The sequence below is a fragment of the Rhodococcus sp. MEB032 genome (assembly GCF_030208925.1).
Lineage (GTDB): Bacteria > Actinomycetota > Actinomycetes > Mycobacteriales > Mycobacteriaceae > Rhodococcus_F > Rhodococcus_F qingshengii.
The window spans coordinates 1-17,357 of record NZ_JARVSY010000050.1; the positions used below are offsets into that span (position 1 = coordinate 1).

17 protein-coding genes are annotated in these 17,357 nt (G+C 61.2%); 11 read left to right on the plus strand and 6 right to left on the minus strand.

Annotated features, from left to right (window positions below; all coding sequences use genetic code 11):
- Positions 1–100: 100 nt before the first annotated feature.
- Positions 101–877 carry a TetR/AcrR family transcriptional regulator gene (locus QRN54_RS31305; protein ID WP_058038238.1) on the minus strand — a complete coding sequence of 259 codons (777 nt, stop codon included), beginning with the start codon at positions 875–877 and terminating at the stop codon, positions 101–103.
- Between the two features lie 65 nt (positions 878–942).
- Here QRN54_RS31305 and QRN54_RS31310 point away from each other — a divergent pair, with 65 nt between their 5' ends.
- The 4 genes from QRN54_RS31310 to QRN54_RS31325 are packed head-to-tail and all read left to right on the plus strand — an operon-like array spanning position 943 to position 5,769.
- Positions 943–1,782 (plus strand): alpha/beta fold hydrolase, encoded by an 840-nt coding sequence (locus tag QRN54_RS31310; RefSeq protein ID WP_285183883.1) that lies wholly within the window; start codon positions 943–945, stop codon positions 1,780–1,782.
- Between the two features lie 56 nt (positions 1,783–1,838).
- Positions 1,839–3,605 (plus strand): multicopper oxidase family protein, encoded by a 1,767-nt coding sequence (locus QRN54_RS31315; protein ID WP_064111983.1) that lies wholly within the window; start codon positions 1,839–1,841, stop codon positions 3,603–3,605.
- Between the two features lie 36 nt (positions 3,606–3,641).
- Positions 3,642–4,856, plus strand: coding sequence for a CaiB/BaiF CoA transferase family protein (locus tag QRN54_RS31320; RefSeq protein WP_007732303.1), 1,215 nt, complete (start codon positions 3,642–3,644; stop codon positions 4,854–4,856).
- A gap of 16 nt (positions 4,857–4,872) precedes the next feature.
- A complete protein-coding gene (locus QRN54_RS31325; RefSeq protein WP_370852725.1) occupies positions 4,873–5,769 on the plus strand; it encodes a hydroxymethylglutaryl-CoA lyase in 897 nt (298 codons plus the stop codon).
- Between the two features lie 6 nt (positions 5,770–5,775).
- Here QRN54_RS31325 and QRN54_RS31330 read toward each other — a convergent pair whose 3' ends face one another.
- The 5 genes from QRN54_RS31330 to QRN54_RS31350 all read right to left on the minus strand — a co-directional run bounded on the left by QRN54_RS31330 (position 5,776) and on the right by QRN54_RS31350 (position 9,542).
- On the minus strand, positions 5,776–6,081 hold the full coding sequence (locus tag QRN54_RS31330; protein WP_073513342.1) for a hypothetical protein: 306 nt from the start codon (positions 6,079–6,081) through the stop codon (positions 5,776–5,778).
- Positions 6,082–6,128: 47 nt separating this feature from the next.
- Positions 6,129–7,226: a DUF8320 family protein gene (locus QRN54_RS31335; protein WP_047270032.1), complete on the minus strand. Its 1,098-nt coding sequence runs from the start codon at positions 7,224–7,226 to the stop codon at positions 6,129–6,131.
- Positions 7,223–8,290, minus strand: a complete 1,068-nt coding sequence (locus tag QRN54_RS31340) for a sensor histidine kinase (RefSeq protein ID WP_081557261.1) — start codon at positions 8,288–8,290, stop codon at positions 7,223–7,225. The genes QRN54_RS31335 and QRN54_RS31340 overlap by 4 nt, the downstream gene beginning before the upstream one ends.
- A gap of 131 nt (positions 8,291–8,421) precedes the next feature.
- Positions 8,422–8,688 (minus strand): response regulator transcription factor, encoded by a 267-nt coding sequence (locus QRN54_RS31345; RefSeq protein WP_370333094.1) that lies wholly within the window; start codon positions 8,686–8,688, stop codon positions 8,422–8,424.
- Positions 8,689–8,831: 143 nt separating this feature from the next.
- Positions 8,832–9,542, minus strand: coding sequence for a response regulator transcription factor (locus QRN54_RS31350; RefSeq protein ID WP_007732315.1), 711 nt, complete (start codon positions 9,540–9,542; stop codon positions 8,832–8,834).
- A 183-nt stretch (positions 9,543–9,725) separates the two neighbouring features.
- On the opposite strand from QRN54_RS31350, the gene QRN54_RS31355 reads away from it, so the two are divergent.
- The 7 genes from QRN54_RS31355 to QRN54_RS31385 all read left to right on the plus strand — a co-directional run bounded on the left by QRN54_RS31355 (position 9,726) and on the right by QRN54_RS31385 (position 17,354).
- A complete protein-coding gene (locus QRN54_RS31355; RefSeq protein ID WP_232330044.1) occupies positions 9,726–10,250 on the plus strand; it encodes a TetR/AcrR family transcriptional regulator in 525 nt (174 codons plus the stop codon).
- On the plus strand, positions 10,247–11,731 hold the full coding sequence (locus QRN54_RS31360; protein WP_081557263.1) for a flavin-containing monooxygenase: 1,485 nt from the start codon (positions 10,247–10,249) through the stop codon (positions 11,729–11,731). Before QRN54_RS31355 ends, QRN54_RS31360 begins: the two co-directional genes overlap by 4 nt.
- Complete coding sequence (locus QRN54_RS31365) at positions 11,728–13,443, plus strand: GMC oxidoreductase (protein WP_165638750.1); 1,716 nt, start codon at positions 11,728–11,730, stop codon at positions 13,441–13,443. Before QRN54_RS31360 ends, QRN54_RS31365 begins: the two co-directional genes overlap by 4 nt.
- Positions 13,427–14,074 (plus strand): acetoacetate decarboxylase family protein, encoded by a 648-nt coding sequence (locus tag QRN54_RS31370; protein WP_081557265.1) that lies wholly within the window; start codon positions 13,427–13,429, stop codon positions 14,072–14,074. The genes QRN54_RS31365 and QRN54_RS31370 overlap by 17 nt, the downstream gene beginning before the upstream one ends.
- Before the next feature lie 286 nt (positions 14,075–14,360).
- Positions 14,361–14,915, plus strand: a complete 555-nt coding sequence (locus QRN54_RS31375) for a Fur family transcriptional regulator (RefSeq protein WP_003943517.1) — start codon at positions 14,361–14,363, stop codon at positions 14,913–14,915.
- A 31-nt stretch (positions 14,916–14,946) separates the two neighbouring features.
- Positions 14,947–16,398 (plus strand): catalase, encoded by a 1,452-nt coding sequence (locus QRN54_RS31380; RefSeq protein ID WP_081557266.1) that lies wholly within the window; start codon positions 14,947–14,949, stop codon positions 16,396–16,398.
- Between the two features lie 269 nt (positions 16,399–16,667).
- Positions 16,668–17,354 (plus strand): HAD family hydrolase, encoded by a 687-nt coding sequence (locus tag QRN54_RS31385; RefSeq protein ID WP_064073526.1) that lies wholly within the window; start codon positions 16,668–16,670, stop codon positions 17,352–17,354.
- Positions 17,355–17,357 lie beyond the last annotated feature (3 nt).

Consider the following 17,357-nt stretch of genomic DNA (forward strand, 5'->3'; position numbering starts at 1 on the left):
GCGTAACCCCACCGCAGAACCAGACACCACGTCCGACAACAAGACACTCATTGAACCCCCCCGATCCCCTCCCCAAATCATACTCGAACATGCGTTCGAGTCAAGAGTGTTTTCGAATCCTCGATTCGATACCGTCAAGGAGGATCTGTAGGCCCTGAGTAAATGACTCTTCGGTTTCTCGTTCGAGATAGAAGTCGCCGCCCGGTACCGGTGGGGCCTCCCGACCCAACTGCATCGTGTGGGGGAAGTCGTCCGCGAAATCCGGTGCAGCATCGGCCAGTGCAGCAGAAGACTCTGCCCACCAATGAGATTCGGAATCTCCGATGGTCGAGGCGCTCCGGATCTCAGCTAAGGTCCGCGCGGACCCCCGGATGAAATGGAAAAGCATGCTCACCGATCTGCGGATGGTCGGAGCATCGAGACTTGTGGAGTAGAGAATGGACAGGAGTGATTCGAGTCCTGCCTGCTCGTGCGGACCTAGGACGGGGCGCGCCAACGAGACATCCAATGTCCACGGATGGCGTGTATTTAGGGCGAAGAGTGCGGCGGCCCAGTCGGAGAGTGCCATGCGCCAGTCGCCGGTGTCTGCGATCGGCGGTAGCTCGGCATGCACCCGGTCGTACATCAGGTCCAGCAGTTCGTCCTTTCCCGGTATGTAGGTGTACAACGACATCGCAGTGCGGCCGAGGTGGTCGCCGATCATGCGCATCGACAACGGTGTCGTGGGGTTGGCGTCGGCGACTTCGATCGCGGCGTCAACGACTGTGTCAGTGGACAGCGCGGGCTTCGGTCCTCGGCGGCCGGAAGGCGCCTCGGGTTGACGCCACAGAAGTGAAATCGTGCGTGCGATATCGCGTCGGCCTGCCTGTTTGTTCATCCTGTCGCTTTCGTGGAGTCGCGCTATTCTTAATTACTTTACAGTGTAAAGATTTGGGAGTGGGCATGGTTGAGGCAAGACTTCACGACGGGACAACTATCGAGGTCGAGGTTCTCGGACATGGCCCCGCCGTGCTGATACCCGTGAATCCGATTTCGGCTACCGGCATCAAGGCGGACGAACTTCGTGCCTGGGGCATTGACCCCTCGCTCGGTCGAACATTCATGGAAGGGTTGGCGTCGAACTTCACTGTGGTTGCCTTCGACTACGAAGGGCACCGGATGGCGTCGCCCGCTCCGGACACGCTCACTCCCGACAACATCGCGTCCGACATTCTGGCTGTGGCGAATTCGGCTGGGATCGACCAGTTCGCCTACTACGGATACTCCTGGCTGGCACTGTGCGGATTGCAGTTGGCGCTGCGCACCGATCGTCTGACCGCACTGGTCATGGGTGGTTTCCCGCCGGTGGATGGGCCGTACAAGGCGATGCTCCAGGTTACCGAAGCTACACACCGCATGGCGAGTGAACCGCCCCAGCGCACATCACAGCCCACAGCATCATCAGACGAATTCGATTGGAACTCCATCGACATTGCGTTGACCGGAGCGCAGACCCGGCAGTTCGTGACGCTGTACCGCGCACTTGGTGAATTCGACGATCGAACGATTCAAGGGCGCATCCTTTGTCCGCGAATGTGTTTCGTCGGTTCGCGAGACGTCATCGAATACGGTGACCGATGGGGTGGGGTACGGGTCGCGCCGGCCGATCTCGACCTCGACGCCGTTCGGTCGGCAGGGTGGGATATCGAGGTACTCGACGGTCTGGATCACACGCAGGCAATGCAACCGACTCATGTTCTACCCATTCTCAAACCCTGGTTGGAGAAGGTGGTCGGTGTTTGACCGTGCGGGCACACGGGTAACCCGCTCCGGATGCCGTCAGCGTGAGGGGGCCGTGAGTGGACGAGTCACACAAGATCCGTCGCCGATCGTTTGTTCAAGGGCTTGGCCTGCTGGCCGGTCTGAGCGCGTTGTCCGCTGGATCAGCGACGGCTCGACCACCTGATGTCGATCCACTGCGCCCGTTCCAACTTCCGTCGCCCCGTCTGGAACCGTTTCGGGAGACCCTTCCTGTCCTGCCGGGCATTTCGGGTGGCAACCTGGAGCTTCGTGCGGCATCGTCGATGCACCGATTCCATCCGGACCTACCGTCGTCGCCGTCGCTGGGTTACGGCGGAATGGATTATCTGGGCCCCACCATCGAAGCTCACGTCGATCAGCTCGTCACAGTCCGATATGCCAATGACATTTCTGCGTATCCGCTTGCCGCGGATGTCGATCCGGGTCTGCACGGCGTCAGCGACCTCGACCGCACACAGGTCCCCACCTCGCTTCACCTGCACGGAGGAGTTACTGCACCGCAGTTCGACGGGCATCCGGAGCTGATTCAGCGTCCGGGCGAAGGTTTGGTTCACGAGTACACGAATGGTCGTGCCGCCGGCAATCTTTGGTATCACGATCACGCCATGGGAATGACGCGCCTCAACGTCTACGCCGGGCTGGTCGGGATGTATTTTCTCCGTGACGACGCAGATACAGGCACCACCGGGAATTCTCTCGGCTTGCCGTCCGGCGAATTCGAGCTTCCGATGATTCTGCAGGACAAGGTCTTCACCTCCGACGGTCAACAGAGTGTCCGTTCCACGTGGCTCACTCCGCAAGGTTCATGGGATCCGGCGACCCCCGGTGACGTTGGCGTGGTGAACGGCGTCGTGTGGCCGAAAGTGGAGGTTGCCCGCGGCCTGTATCGATTGCGACTGCTCAACGCCGCAACCTATTCGGTGTGGAATCTGCATTTCGCAAATCGTATGCGGTTCTGGGTGATCGGGTCCGAAGGCGGTTTACTGGCCGCCCCGGCGCCGACGGATCACGTTCGGTTGAGTCCGGGTGAGCGCGCTGATCTGCTTGTCGACTTCAGTATGCTCGAGCCGGGCACGACGGTGGAATTGCGCAACGACGAACCGGTACCCCTTGCGGTGGCGCAACGCGGCACGCAGGTGATGCCGGTCTTCTGTCGGTTCGACGTGGGCAACGCAAAGGGATTCACCGGCTCGATCCCGCAGCAGCTGAATTCCGTTGCTGCCGAACCGGCGTCCCCGGATGTGGTGCGAAATCTCACGATCATGCAGCTGTCGCGTCCCTCGGATTACCCGTCGATCACTATGTCGCTCAACAATTTGAGGTTCACCGATTCGGATATCGAACTGCCACGTCAGGGAGCCGTCGAGCAATGGAATCTGATCAACATCACCACGGAACCACATCCGATTCATCTGCACCTGGTGGCGTTCCGCGTTGTGGGGCGCCAGAACATCGACACTGCAGCGCTCATGCAGCGGTACCCGGTACCTGATCTGGGGGTCCGGTGGACGCCGTCGGCAGAGGAATTCGTGACCTCCCCGCTGCGGCCTCCCGAAGTTTGGGAAACGGGGGAGAAAGACACTGTCATCGTGGATGCCAACTCGATTACCCGCGTGATCGTGCGCTTTCCGACGGCCGACGAGTTGGGCTTCGATCCGGATGCAACTTTCGCGAGAGGTTCCATGGCAGACCACTCGGCACACGGAGAAGTCGGCATGGGGGACCTGCAGGGGTACGTCTGGCACTGCCACATGCTCGATCACGAAGACCACGACATGATGTTGCGATATCGGGTGGTGACGTAGCCTTCAAGGGGAGAAAAGTTCCCAGAGGAGGCAGCTGTGTCGGAAGGTGCGCCCACCGGGCCCCTGGACGGATATCGGGTGATTGAACTCGGAACCTTGATCGCCGGGCCCTTCGCCGGGAAACTGCTCGGCGACATGGGCGCCGACGTGATCAAGATCGAATCGCCGGACCGCCCGGACCCGCTTCGTACCTGGGGTCAGGCCGAGCAGGACGGTCATCGATTCTTCTGGACGGTTCACGCCCGCAACAAGCGGTGTGTGACGTTGGACCTTCGCGTCGACGCGGGACGAGACCTGTTTCTGAATCTGATCGAACATGCCGATGTGGTGGTCGAGAACTTCCGGCCGGGCACCCTCGAGAAGTGGGGCCTGGGATTCGACGTTCTCAGTGCGCGCAATCCGAAGTTGGTGTTGGCCAGGGTATCCGGTTACGGGCAGAGCGGACCGCAAGCCAAGAGCGCCGGCTACGCCTCGGTTGCCGAAGCGGTCAGCGGATTTCGGCATCTGAACGGTTATCCAGGGCAGGCGCCTCCGCGTATTGCCCTTTCGCTCGGAGATTCTCTCGGCGGGATGTTCGCCGTTCAGGGAGTGCTGGCGGCGTTGCTCTCACGAGAGCGGACCGGCCGTGGTCAGGTGGTCGACGTTGCCCTCACGGAATCCTGTCTGGCGGTGCAGGAATCCACGATCCCGGATTACGATCGGGGCGGGATCATCCGGCAGCCCTCGGGAACGAGATTGGAGGGTATTGCGCCGTCCAACATCTATCAGACCTCTGAAGGAAACTGGGTGGTGATCGCAGCCAATCAGGATACGCTCTTCGTGCGTCTGTGCACCATCATGGGGCGACCGGAACTAGCGCATGACGACCGCTTCTCCAATCATGTTGCCCGTGGCAAACATCAGGACGAGCTCGACGAACTGATCAGCGCCTGGGTCGCGCTCCAAGATCCCACCAGCCTGGTGGAACGCCTCACCGAAGTGGGAGTTGTTGCCGGGCCGATCAATACGGTTGAAGATGTCGTCAAGGATCCGCAGCTGATCGAGCGGGGGATGCTCGTCGACCACTACGACGAGCGGATCGGTGAAAACGTCCTCGGCTTGGGCGTCGTGCCTACCTTCAGTGAGACACCCGGATCCGTGCGCAACGCGGGAGCGTCGGCGCCGGGTCACGACAACTCCTCGGTGTGGGGCGGGCTCCTCGGACTCTCGGACGACGAGCAGGCAGAACTGAAGATGAAGGGCGTGATCTGACATGTCGGTACCTGGCGTGGGTATTCCAGCAGTCAGTATTCGTGAAGTCGGACCACGGGACGGGTTGCAGATCGAAGACCCGGTGTCGCTGGCGGAGAAACTTCGTCTTGTCGACGCTCTGGCTGCGACGGGTGTTTCGCGTATCGAGGCGACGTCGTTCGTCTCACCGCGCGCTGTGCCGGCGTTGGCCGACGCGGAATTGTTGGCAGCAGAACTGCACCAGTGGCCCGGCATCGAGTTCTCGGCATTGGTCGCCGGAATCGGTGGAGCGAAACGGGCCGTCGCCGCAGGAATGAAAACCGTCGAATATGTTGTGTCGGCATCGAATGGCCACAGCGAGGCCAACACTCGGTCGACGACGGAGCAAGCGACCGAACGTATCGGAGAGGTCGTCAGGATCGTCCACGACGCCGGAGGACGGGTGGAGGTCATCGTGGCCACAGCCTGGGACTGTCCGTTCGACGGTCCAACCGACCCGGATCGTGTTCTGCGGATTGCGGAGCAGGCCAAGGAGTTCGGTGCTGATCAGTTCTCGATCGCAGATACCATCGGCACCGCCACGCCGGGACGTGTCGGACGATTGATCGACGCTGTGGGCGAAAGAGTAGGTGACTTCGGCTTGGGTGCGCACTTCCACAACACGCGTGGCGCTGGTCTTGCTTGCGCGTTTGCGGCTGTGCAGCACGGTGTTCGAAACCTCGACGCGTCCACCGGAGGTCTCGGCGGTTGTCCGTTCGCTCCCGGTGCCAGTGGCAACATCGCGACGGAGGAACTGGTCTACATGCTCGAAGACATGGGCATTGCGACGGGTATCGACCTGGATGCGAGCATTCGTGCCGCTGCCGTTGCAGAGGAGATAGTGGGCCATACGGTTCCCAGTAATCTTCTCCGCGCCGGCGATCGGAAGCGGTAGGGACCTTTACTCTTCTCGGTTGGGTGATGCCAGCTGCAGTCTGACCAGCTGCTCGTGCGCCGCCGGCGGCCAACCGATGCGCTGCTTCTCCAGATACCAGGCACCGGCGGCAAATGCGATCGCGAGGACGATCCAGATCGCGACGCTTCCGATCTGAGAGCCCAGGTCGCTCGACGAGGACACTTCGCCTGTGCTGTAGTCGTATTCCGTTGTCGTGGTGATTCCCTCTACTGCGAAGGTCCACAGAATCGGAAGGGCACACAGTGCGGCGAGGGCACGTGCGACATGCGCTGGACGCAGTTCGAAGATCATTCATTTCTCCTGGTGATCGACCCGGTGAATCTCACTCTCCTCGAAAGCTATTCGGGTTCGACGGCGCTGTCTGTAGTCGGATCGACGGACATGGACGAGGTGCCGAGCTCTCCCCGGTCCCCCTGCCGTAGCAGCTGCATTCCGTTGTGATCGAACTCGATTCGTCGAACGTCTTCAGTATCGACCAGCATCGTGGCCATAGCGGTACGCCGAGGTGGAAGGATCCGTATGGTCACTTTTCCTCGCGTGATCGCGGTGAGTTCCCGGACGATGCTCGAGTGGATTCGGTCGCGCACGTCGGCGTTCGCGCCATCCATTCCGTGGTCGTCGAGCAGGACTACTTCGACGCCGCGGTTTCGAGCGGCACGCACAGCATCGATGACATCTGTCTGTTGTAAGCCTGTCGCCCTCAGTGAATCTCGGAGTTGCGCCTCGAGGAGTTCGCATTCTTGCCGCTCGGTGGTTGTCAGTGGAACCCCGGAAGCGACCCGTTCGAGGAGCGGGCGTGCAAGGACATCGAGCCTGTCGAGTTGAGCGTCGCGTTCCTCGAGAATCGCAGCACTGGCGGATGCAGAGGCAATTCGTTGGGTGGACTGCTCACGAAGTTCGTAGATAACCTTGGCTTGAGGACGGATGGTGTATGCGAAGAAGGTCGACATCAGAACAGGGCCCGCGTTGATGACCGTCAACGACACTCCGTACATGGCCCCCTGGCCGGTGGTGGAGGACCAGATGGCGGTCACCAACACCATGAGTCCAAGCCCGAGCCACGCGAGTGCTGTACGCCCACGAACGCACATGAAGGTGAAGACTGCCGTCGACATCCCGAACATCCAGAGTTGAGTCATGTCGTTGACGGGGACTGGAACCACTGACAACACCAGGCCGCTCGTGACGGCGCCGGTCAGAGACACCAGAACGCTCTGCCCCAGCGGCATCGGGTCGCCTCTGCTCAGAACGAGTGTGAAAGCCGCAGTCGAGCACACGATAATTGCCAAGATCATCGGCCAGACTGCGCGGACGTCGGACGACGTGTAGGCGACCGAGATCACGCAGGTGAGCGCGAAGCATGCAGCCATGAATCGAGCAGCACGGCTGTGCATGCCGAGAAGATCGCGGACATCTCGTCCGTCCGGTCTGGTCATGTCATCACCGCTACGGGCAAGCTCAACGTCAGAGTCACCGAAGTGCCGCGGCCGGGTGACGATCGAATGGTTGCCGATCCGCCGTCGAGTTGACGCATTCTGCCGCGGATGCTGACAGTGATTCCGAGGCGGTGCGTCTCGACGGAGCTCGGATCGAAGCCGACGCCGTCGTCGGTGACGACTACTTCGAGGTGGGTGGCGGTTGCCGTGACCGTGACCGAACGCCGTGCACTGCTTCCGGCGTGTTTGACGCTGTTGCGCAGTGCCTCGGCCATCGCACCGGCCATCGTACGAATCGAGTCGGGTGCGTATCCGCTCGGATCAGACCCGTCGGAGAGGGCGGTCTCGAACGTGATGTTTTCGTCCACTTCCGAAGCGGCTGAACGCAACTGAGCGAGGATTCCGTCGAAGTCGAAACTCGTCTCGTGGTCGGTTCCAGAGCGCAGTTCGTCGAGTCTTGCCACCGTCCTTCGCGCCTGAGCGACGACCGAGGGATCGGCATCGTTTCTCGAAGCAGCGAGCAGAGTCGACATCACGGTGTCGTGGATGAGTGCGTCGAATCTCTCGCGTTCGACGGATTTGGCCTCGGCCGCGGCGGCGCCGGCGGCAGCGGCATGAGTGGTGGCGATGGTCGCATCCAGTACTCGTCCGGTTCGCAAGGCCATGACGGCCGCTGCTACGAAAACCGCGCAAAATGTCCAGGCGAAGGCGAGGTCGGGAACCAACAGGTGCGTCGTGGGACTCGTCCGGATTATGTGATTGGTCAACTGTGCGAGTGTTGCCACTACGAAAAGGTGCACGACGGCAGCGGCCGGTCGCCAAGCTGCAGCGGCAGCAAGGCTGGCGACGCCGGGGAAATTGGAAATCCACAAGGTGAAATCTGTGACGTGGTCACCATTCCACGCCGGCCACCACAGGAGGATGACCACGACGTAGAGAACCGCATTTGCGCTCGCAGTTCGTTTCACCCATCGGGTGTCGGCGTGGAACGTCGATGCTCCCAGCGCCAGCCCACTGCCGAAAGTCGCGACCACCGCCAGTGGAGTCCACCACGACGCAGACATCGTGGTGGCTTCTGCAATCGCAGGGGCAAGCAATATCAGATAGCAGACATAGCCGGCACCGATGAAACGGCCGAAGAGCCTCAGAATTTCGTCAGAAGCACTGGCTGTTTTGTCGAAAGCAACTCTGTCGATCAGAGTTCGTCGATCGTCACTATCTGATCTTGTATCGCTCGCACGAGTAATTCGCATTTCGTCGGTGCGTTCCTTCCAACGTCGGCATACTTCTCGCGAATCCGCGACAGGTGGGTCCCCACCGTTCCCACGCTGATGTAGAGGTTTTGAGCGACGCGTGACTTCGAATCACTCAGTAGCCATTCCCTGAGAACCTCGATTTCGCGCTCCGAAAGGTGCGGTCCGACGGGATCCTGTGCCATGCAGTTTTCCACAGTGACTGTCATGAGTTTCGTCCTTACTTCTCTGTAGCGGAATGACAGACCCCCGACAGTGCCGTCTTCTTGTCAGATGAATGTAATTCGAAGAGGGAAATTTTTCCCAGACATCAATTCCTCTGCCCATATTTTCAGGGGCAGCGCTGTGAGAGTTATTGTTGCCGAACCTCATTGTTAGTCAAAGTCAGCTTTTTTCCGGAAGTAGGCCGTTCAGGAATTGGTAATACCCCGTCTTCGACCGCGCGTTTGTACAAATCCGTTTTTGTCGGTGCGGGTCGTCCGACAGCCGCATATTTCTGCCTGATGCGCTGGAGGTAGTCGTTAACCGTCTGCGGCGCCAAACCGGTGAGTCGCGCAACTCGATCCGCCTTCTCTCCGGATGCGTAAAGTTCGAGGACCTCGAGTTGTCGAGGGCTCAGACCCACTTCGTCGAGACCTGGATCCCCGTCGATTGCGGCAGCCCACTCTGTCGTCACCACCTGCCTTCCCGACGCGGCGGCGCGTATCGCATCAACCACGACGGCAGTCGGTTCGGACTTGCGTACAACACCCAGTACGCCGGCACGGGCGGCCGAGCGAACGAGGTACGGGTTTTCCGCCCCGGTGAAGATCAATGTCTCGAGCCCGGCGGCCCGCAGTTGCTCGACATTGCTCTTGGGCGATGAACCGTCGGCCAGCCGGAGGTCGAGGATTGCCAGATCCAAGGCGACGTTCTGAGCGAGCATCTCGGACACAGTGGTCGCGATGCACACCAATTCGAGGTCCGGCTCGTCCTCGAGCATCACGGACACGCCGATTGCTACCGACTCGTGGTCTTCCACCAACCCGACACGGCGGTGTGGAAATGCTGTTTGCTCTGGCATAGCGATTGTTTCCCTCCGCTCGTTGCGAGGACGTTATCAGGCAGAGCTGACTGACCGGTATGTTACGTGTCAAGATTTGAAGTCAGCCTGGACTGTTTTACGTTTCGGCTCTACAGTTATCTTGTGACCGAGACCACTTCCGATGCGAAAGTAAGCCGTACCCAGGCCGAACGTACAGCGGCGATGCGTGGGCGCCTCCTCGACGCCGCCGTCGAATCGTTGGTCGAGCTGGGCTACGCACGGACCAGCACGCAAGAGATCGCCCGCCGCGCAGGCGTCTCGCGGGGTACGCAACTGCATCATTTTCCGACCAAGGAATCGCTGGTCGTCGCGGCCGTCGAGTATCTGGTCGACAAGCGGCTGGAAGAATTCCTCACCGTTGAAGTGGATCGTGGTCGAGGCCTCGAGGTCCTGTCGGACGCGTTCTCCGGGCCGCTGTTCTATGCCGCCCTCGAATTGTGGGTCGCGGCGCGGACCGATCCCGTTCTGCATGCGGCGACGGTGCCCCTCGAACGCAAGGTGAGTGAGGCGCTCGAGTTCGGCAGCGCCGAGTTGTTCGGTGATCGGTTCGACTCCGAGTCGGTCGAACTCACCATCGAACTCGTTCGTGGGCTTGCCGTCTCAGCCCTGTTTCGTACATCCGAAGCCGACGACGCGCTCAGAGCGCGACTGTTGCCGGCCTGGCAATCCCGAGTGGAGAAGAAGTGAAGCTTCCCGAACATGTCGAAACGCTGATCGTCGGTGCCGGATTTGCCGGTATGGGCTTGGCCGCCAGAATGCTTCGCGACAATCGCGCTGCAGACGTCGTGTTGATCGAGCGTGGAGCTGACATCGGCGGCACTTGGCGCGACAACACCTATCCAGGCTGTGCCTGTGACGTGCCGACGGCGTTGTACTCGTATTCTTTTGCGCCGAGCGCCGATTGGAGTCATACCTTTGCTCGTCAACCCGAGATCTACAACTATCTGAAGAAGGTGGCCGCAGACACCGGCATCGTGGAACGCGTAGTCCTGAACTGCGAACTCGAAGCTGCTGTGTGGGACGAGGATGCGGCGCTGTGGCGTATTCGGACATCTCGAGGGTCGTTGACGGCCAAAGCTCTGGTCGCCGCGACCGGAGCGTTGTCGACGCCCAAGATCCCGGATTTTCCCGGTCTCGACCAATTCTCCGGGACCACTTTCCATTCGGCGACGTGGAACCACGAACACGAACTGCGCGGCGAGCGCGTAGCCGTGATCGGAACGGGAGCGTCGGCGGTTCAGTTCGTTCCCGAAATTGCCGACCCTGCTGCCCATGTCACCGTGTTCCAGCGAACTCCGGCCTGGGTGATCCCTCGGATGGATCGCACCCTGCCTGCTGCACAGAAGGCCGTGTACTCGCGGATTCCCGTTACACAGAAGGTGATTCGAGGGTGGGTTTACGGCTTCCGCGAGCTACTCGGCGCCGCGATGTCGCACGCGACGTGGGTGCTGCCTGCCTTCGAGGCGGCCGCGCGCCTCCATCTGCGCAGACAGGTGAAAGATCCGGAGTTGCGCCGGAAACTGACTCCCGATTTCACGATCGGTTGCAAGCGCATGCTTCTGTCCAACGACTGGTTGCGCACCCTTGACCGCGCGGACGTGAGTCTGGTCGACAGTGGGCTCGTCTCGGTCACCGAAAACGGAGTGGTCGACGCACGCGGAGTCGAGCACAAGGTCGACACCATCATCTTCGCCACGGGGTTCACGCCGACGGAACCGCCTGTTGCGCATCTGATCACCGGAAAACGTGGCGAGACGCTGGCCGCACATTGGAACGGTAGTCCCAACGCGTACAAGGGTACTGCGGTCAGCGGGTTCCCGAATCTGTTCCTCATGTACGGTCCGAACACCAACCTCGGACACAGTTCGATCGTGTACATGCTCGAGTCCCAGGCCGAGTACGTCAACGACGCCTTGAACACCATGAAGCGAGAGCGGATCGATGCCCTCGACGTGAACGAGACGGAGCAGGTGCACTACAACAAGGGAATTCAGCACGAGTTGCAGCACACGGTGTGGAACAAGGGCGGATGCTCGAGTTGGTACATCGATCCGGAGGGGCGCAACTCGGTGCAGTGGCCGACGTTCACTTTCAAATTCCGTTCGCTGCTGGAGCATTTCGATCGGGAGAACTACTCCGCTCGCAAGATCGAAAGCGTCGAGGCATGACCGCGACGCACTACGACGTGGTGGTTATCGGTTCGGGATTCGGTGGCAGTGTCGCCGCTCTTCGCCTGACGGAGAAGGGCTACCGTGTCGGGGTGCTCGAAGCCGGTCGACGGTTTGCCGACGACGAGTTGCCTGAAACCAGTTGGAGACTTCGAAAGTACCTGTGGGCGCCGTGGATCGGATGTTATGGGGTTCAGCGCATCCATCTTCTTCCGGATGTGCTCGTGATGGCGGGGTCCGGCGTCGGAGGTGGGTCGTTGAACTACGCCAACACGTTGTATCAGCCACCCAATCGGTTCTTCGAAGACCGTCAGTGGGCGCACATCACTGACTGGCACGACGAACTGGCGCCGTACTACGACCAGGCCAAACGGATGTTGGGTGTTCGCACCAATCCGTCCTTCACTCCTGCCGATGCGGTGATGAAGGACGTAGCCGAAGAGATGGGCGTGGGGGAGACCTTCACGTCCACCCCCGTCGGGGTTTTCTTCGGGGAGGCAGGAGTTTCCGTGCCGGACCCGTTCTTCGGCGGAAAAGGACCCGAACGCACAGGTTGCACGGAATGCGGGGGATGTATGACCGGCTGCCGAGTCGGTGCGAAGAACACGCTGGTCAAGAACTACCTCCATCTCGCCGAGCAAGCGGGCGCCAGGGTTCATCCGCTCACGACCGTCACCGACCTTCGGCCGGCGGCAAGCGGTGGTTACCGCCTGCTCGCGAGGCGAACGGACGGCGTCCGCCGGCGAGAAGTTCGGTTCACCGCCGATCAGGTGGTGGTTGCCGCCGGAACGTACGGAACGGCGAGACTGCTGCTCGGTATGAAGGAATCCGGTGCCCTGCCGGGCCTGTCGGACACTCTCGGCACCGTCGTACGTACCAATTCCGAAGCCGTACTGGCCGCAACGTCGAAGTCGCGTCGACGGAACTTCACGCAGGGCGTAGCCATCACGTCGTCCTTTCACCCGGATGATCACACGCACATCGAGCCGGTGCGATACGGCAAGGGCAGCAATGCAATAGGACTTCTGCAGACCGTCCTGAGTGACGGCGGTGGGCGAACTCCCCGGGTGCTGAAGACTCTGGCAGTCGCGGCCCGACACCCAGGAGCGTTCTTGCGGTCGTTGTCGGTACGGAACTGGTCCGAGCGAACCGTCATCGCGCTGGTGATGCAGACCGACGACAACTCCCTCGAACTTTCCAAGAACACCAAACGATTCGGGCGCTCCCTCACCAGTAGACCGGGACCGGGCGATCCACCTCCTCAGTGGATTCCGCAGGGTCATACAGCCATTCGCAAGGTCGCCGAGAAGATCGACGGCGACCCGGGTGGTTCCATCGCCGAGATCGTGAACATCCCGATGACGGCACACTTTCTGGGTGGCTGCGCGATCGGTGACAGCGCGTCGAGTGGCGTCGTCGATCCGTATCTGCGTGCATACGGTCATGAGGGACTGCACGTCATGGACGGTTCGGTGGTGAGCGCAAATCTCGGAGTGAATCCTTCCCTGACCATCACTGCGCAGGCGGAACGAGCGTGCGCGATGTGGCCGAACAAGGGTGGCGCGGACGCCCGCCCGAAGACCGGCGAGCCATACGTACGTATCGATCCGACTTTGCCGTCCGATCCGGTGGTGCCGACGCATGCACCAGGCGCTTTGCGGCTTCCCCTGACCATTCGAGCTGAGAAGGTGTCCGATGTGGAGCGTGCCTGAATCGACAAGTGACCGCGTCGATTGGCCGGTGAGTGATCCGCCGCCGTGGCCGGCTCGCGTTCGCGCGACACTGTGGTGGCACCGCAGTACGTCGGCGGCACGCGAGCTCGGCCCGGATGGTCGAACGATTCCGATGACGGTGGCCATGATGGTGGACTACCTCGATTCGCCGGTCGGCCCGTATCGCGAGATCCTCGCCAGTCCGGTCTTGCATGCGCCAGGGAAACGGATCGGGCCTATGCCGCGGATGGCGGTCCCTTTCATCGCGGTGGATTCGGAACCGTCGGTGCACGGTGGGCGAGTCCACTGGCAACTACCCAAGGTTCTGGCCGAGTTCGACGGAGACGTGCAGCAGAATTTCACTGCAACCGGCGACGGATGGCGGGTGCGTTCGGATACGCGGATGCTCGGGCCGCGTCTGCCGATTGCCGGGGCGTTGGGATTTGCGCAGCCGGAGTCCGGTGGAGGTCTGGCGATCGCGTCGGCAAGGCTGACGGGATCGTTCCGATACGCGCGCGTGAGCGTCGAGGCAGAGGGGCAGACCCTGCCGGACTGGTTGGCTGCGGGCACCCATCACGGCGTCGTGATTCTGGGCGGAAAAATGACTACGGGAGCGGCCAGGCGTCGGTAACGGGGGTTTGACCTGCGAAAAAGCGACCAAGGCCGCCCGTCAGTGACCGGGCGGCCTTGGTCGTGTGGTGTGAAAGTCAGGTGTCGACGTCCCACAGGCGCCTCTCGGCGGGTGGTCGCTCGCAGCGACAAAAGGGGTGGGGCCCGGGGCTTGTTCGGACGCCGACAGGGTGTTCAACGGCGGTCTCCCCGGATTTGTTCCCGTCCTTGATATGTGACACCGGTCTCGATTCAACTTAGGCAATCCTTTTCTTGACTAATTCCAGAAAAGCGGCATACTGGGAAACATGCGAGACGGAGAGCATGACTTCGACCCCCGAGCGCAATTGCGCGCCGTCGGGTTGAGGGTCACTGCTCCGCGCCTCGCCGTGCTGGATGCGGTTACAGCCCAACCGCATTCAGACGCCGATTCTGTTGCAGCACTCGTGCGGCAGCAGCTCGGATCGGTATCCACACAGGCCGTTTACGACGTGCTGAAGGCATGCGTGAACGCAGGATTGCTGCGACGCATCGAGCCGGCGGGTTCGCCCGCACGGTTCGAGACGAGGACTGGTGACAACCACCATCACCTCGTCTGTCGCGGCTGCGGCAAGGTCGTCGACGTCGATTGTGTTGTCGGCCAAGCTCCCTGCCTCGAACCTTCCGATAATCACGGCTTCGAAATCGACGAAGCCGAGGTCGTGTTCTGGGGCCGTTGCGAAGATTGCCTGAAGAATTCTGCCGAATCCGACACCGAGTCGGACGCGGTCTCGCAGAATCGAATTGATGCGTCCAGAACCTCCGAGTCAGCCACCTCGCATGCAGCCCATGCGTTCGACTCGGATGCAGCCCCGCTCCTCTGACGCCCAGCCCACAACGCTAGGAGGCTTCGCCATGACCAAGCCCACCACCAACAATTTCGGTATCGCGGTCGCAAGTGATGACGAATCGCTGACCGCGGGTATTCAGGGGCCGGTGCTCCTTCACGACCACTACCTGATCGAGAAGCTCGCGCAGTTCAACCGCGAGCGTGTCCCGGAGCGCATCGTCCACGCCAAGGGCGGCGGCGCTTTCGGTGAACTCGTCATCACACACGACGTCAGCAAGTACACCAAGGCCGCGTTCCTGCAGCCGGGTAAGAAGACCGAGTCCCTCGTCCGCTTCTCCACCGTCGCCGGTGAGCAGGGCAGCCCGGACACCTGGCGCGATCCGCGCGGTTTTGCGATGAAGTTCTACACCGAAGAGGGAAACTACGACCTCGTCGGCAACAACACCCCGGTGTTCTTCATCAAGGACGCCATCAAGTTCCCCGACTTCATTCGTTCGCAGAAGCGACTGCCCGGCTCCGGTCTTCGTGACCACGACATGCAGTGGGACTTCTGGACTCTGCGTCCCGAGACCGCTCACCAGGTGACCTGGCTGATGGGTGACCGCGGTATCCCGAAGACCTGGCGCAACATGGACGGCTTCGGATCGCACACCTACCAGTGGGTCAACGCTGCGGGTGAACGCTTCTGGGTGAAGTACCACTTCAAGACCGATCAGGGCATCGAGTTCCTGACGCAGGCCGAAGCAGACAGCCTCGCCGGTAGCGATCCCGACTACCACCGCGCGGATCTGTACAACGCCATCGAGGCCGGTAATTTCCCGAGCTGGACACTCAAGGTTCAGATCATGCCGGTCGACGAGGCCGAAGGCTACCGCTTCAACCCGTTCGACCTCACCAAGGTCTGGTCCCAGAAGGACTACCCACTGATCGAGGTCGGCAAGTGGACGCTGAACCGCAACCCGGAGAACTTCTTCGCGCAGATCGAGCAGGCTTCGTTCGAGCCGTCGAACGTGGTGCCCGGCATCGGATTCAGCCCGGACAAGATGCTTCTCGGCCGCGTCTTCTCCTACGCCGACGCACATCGTTACCGCATCGGCACCAACTACGCCGACCTGCCGGTCAATGCCCCGAAGAACGAGGTGAACTCCTACTCCAAGGAGGGCGCCATGCGTTACAGCTTCAATTCCCCGTCGACGCCGGTGTACGCACCGAACTCGTACGGCGGACCGCATGCCGATCCGTCGGTTGCCGGTGACGAAGGACTGTGGGCGTTCGACGGCAAAGCAGTGCGCGCCGGATACATCGAGCACGCCGAGGACGGCGACTTCACGCAGGCCGGAACGCTGGTCCGTGAAATTCTCGACGACGCAGCTCGTGAGCGCCTGGTGAGCAACATCGTCGGCCACGCCCTTGCCGGCGTCAGTGAGGAAGTTCTGTTGCGTGTCTTCGAGTACTGGAAGAACGTCGACGCAGATTTGGGCAAGCGCGTCGAAGAAGGTGTACGCGCAGGTCAGTGACCCGCTGACATGAGCATCGCTTAGGTCTACCGAATGCGGACCGCTGCAAGGGAAATCACTTCCCGGCAGCGGTCCGTTTCCGTCTACCCAACTACAGAAGCGCAAACCAATAGACGAAGCATGCGAGAAGGAATACAACGACTGACTCCATGACGACACCCCTGTTCGACGTTCACTTCTGCTGTTCGCACTCTCCATGATCCGCTTCTCGAGCTGAGAATGCTCGGGGCACAAGTTTCGCGAACCGAGGTGTTGGGCAGTCAATTCCCATGGCAATAGGTGCGGTTCTCTTCGACATCGACGGAACGCTCGTCGATTCCAACTATCTGCACGTAGAAGCGTGGTCGCGAGCTTTCTTCGAGGTAGGTCGCCCGGTCGACGCGTGGCGGGTACACCGCAGCATCGGCATGGACGGAGACCAACTACTGGAGTCCTTGCTCGGCGAAGACATCGACGGGTGCGGACCGCGAGCCAAAGAACTTCACACCACGTACTACCGGCAGTCGGCCGACCGTCTCCGAGTACTGCCGGGAGCGCGCGAGTTGATCCGCCGAGTTCACTCGCTCGGACTGCACGTGGTGCTCGCTACCTCGGCGCCGGACGACGAACTGAAGTTGCTACGCCGGACGCTCGACATCGACGAAATGATCTACGCCGCCACCTCTTCGGAATCCGTCGACGAGGCCAAACCTGATCCGGACCTGATCGAGGTCGCGCTCGCGAAGGCAGGTGTCGACGCGGGCGATGCGGTCATGGTCGGGGATGCCGTCTGGGACATGAAGGCGGCGACATGGGCGGGCGTTGTGGCTGTGGGAGTGCGCAGCGGCGGCATGTCGACCGACGAACTCGAAGGTGCGGGTGCGGCTGCCGTGTACGACGACGCCCGCGACCTCCTCGACCACCTCGACGGCAGTGTGATTTCCGAACTCGTTTCAGGCCTAGATACCGGGAGTTGATCA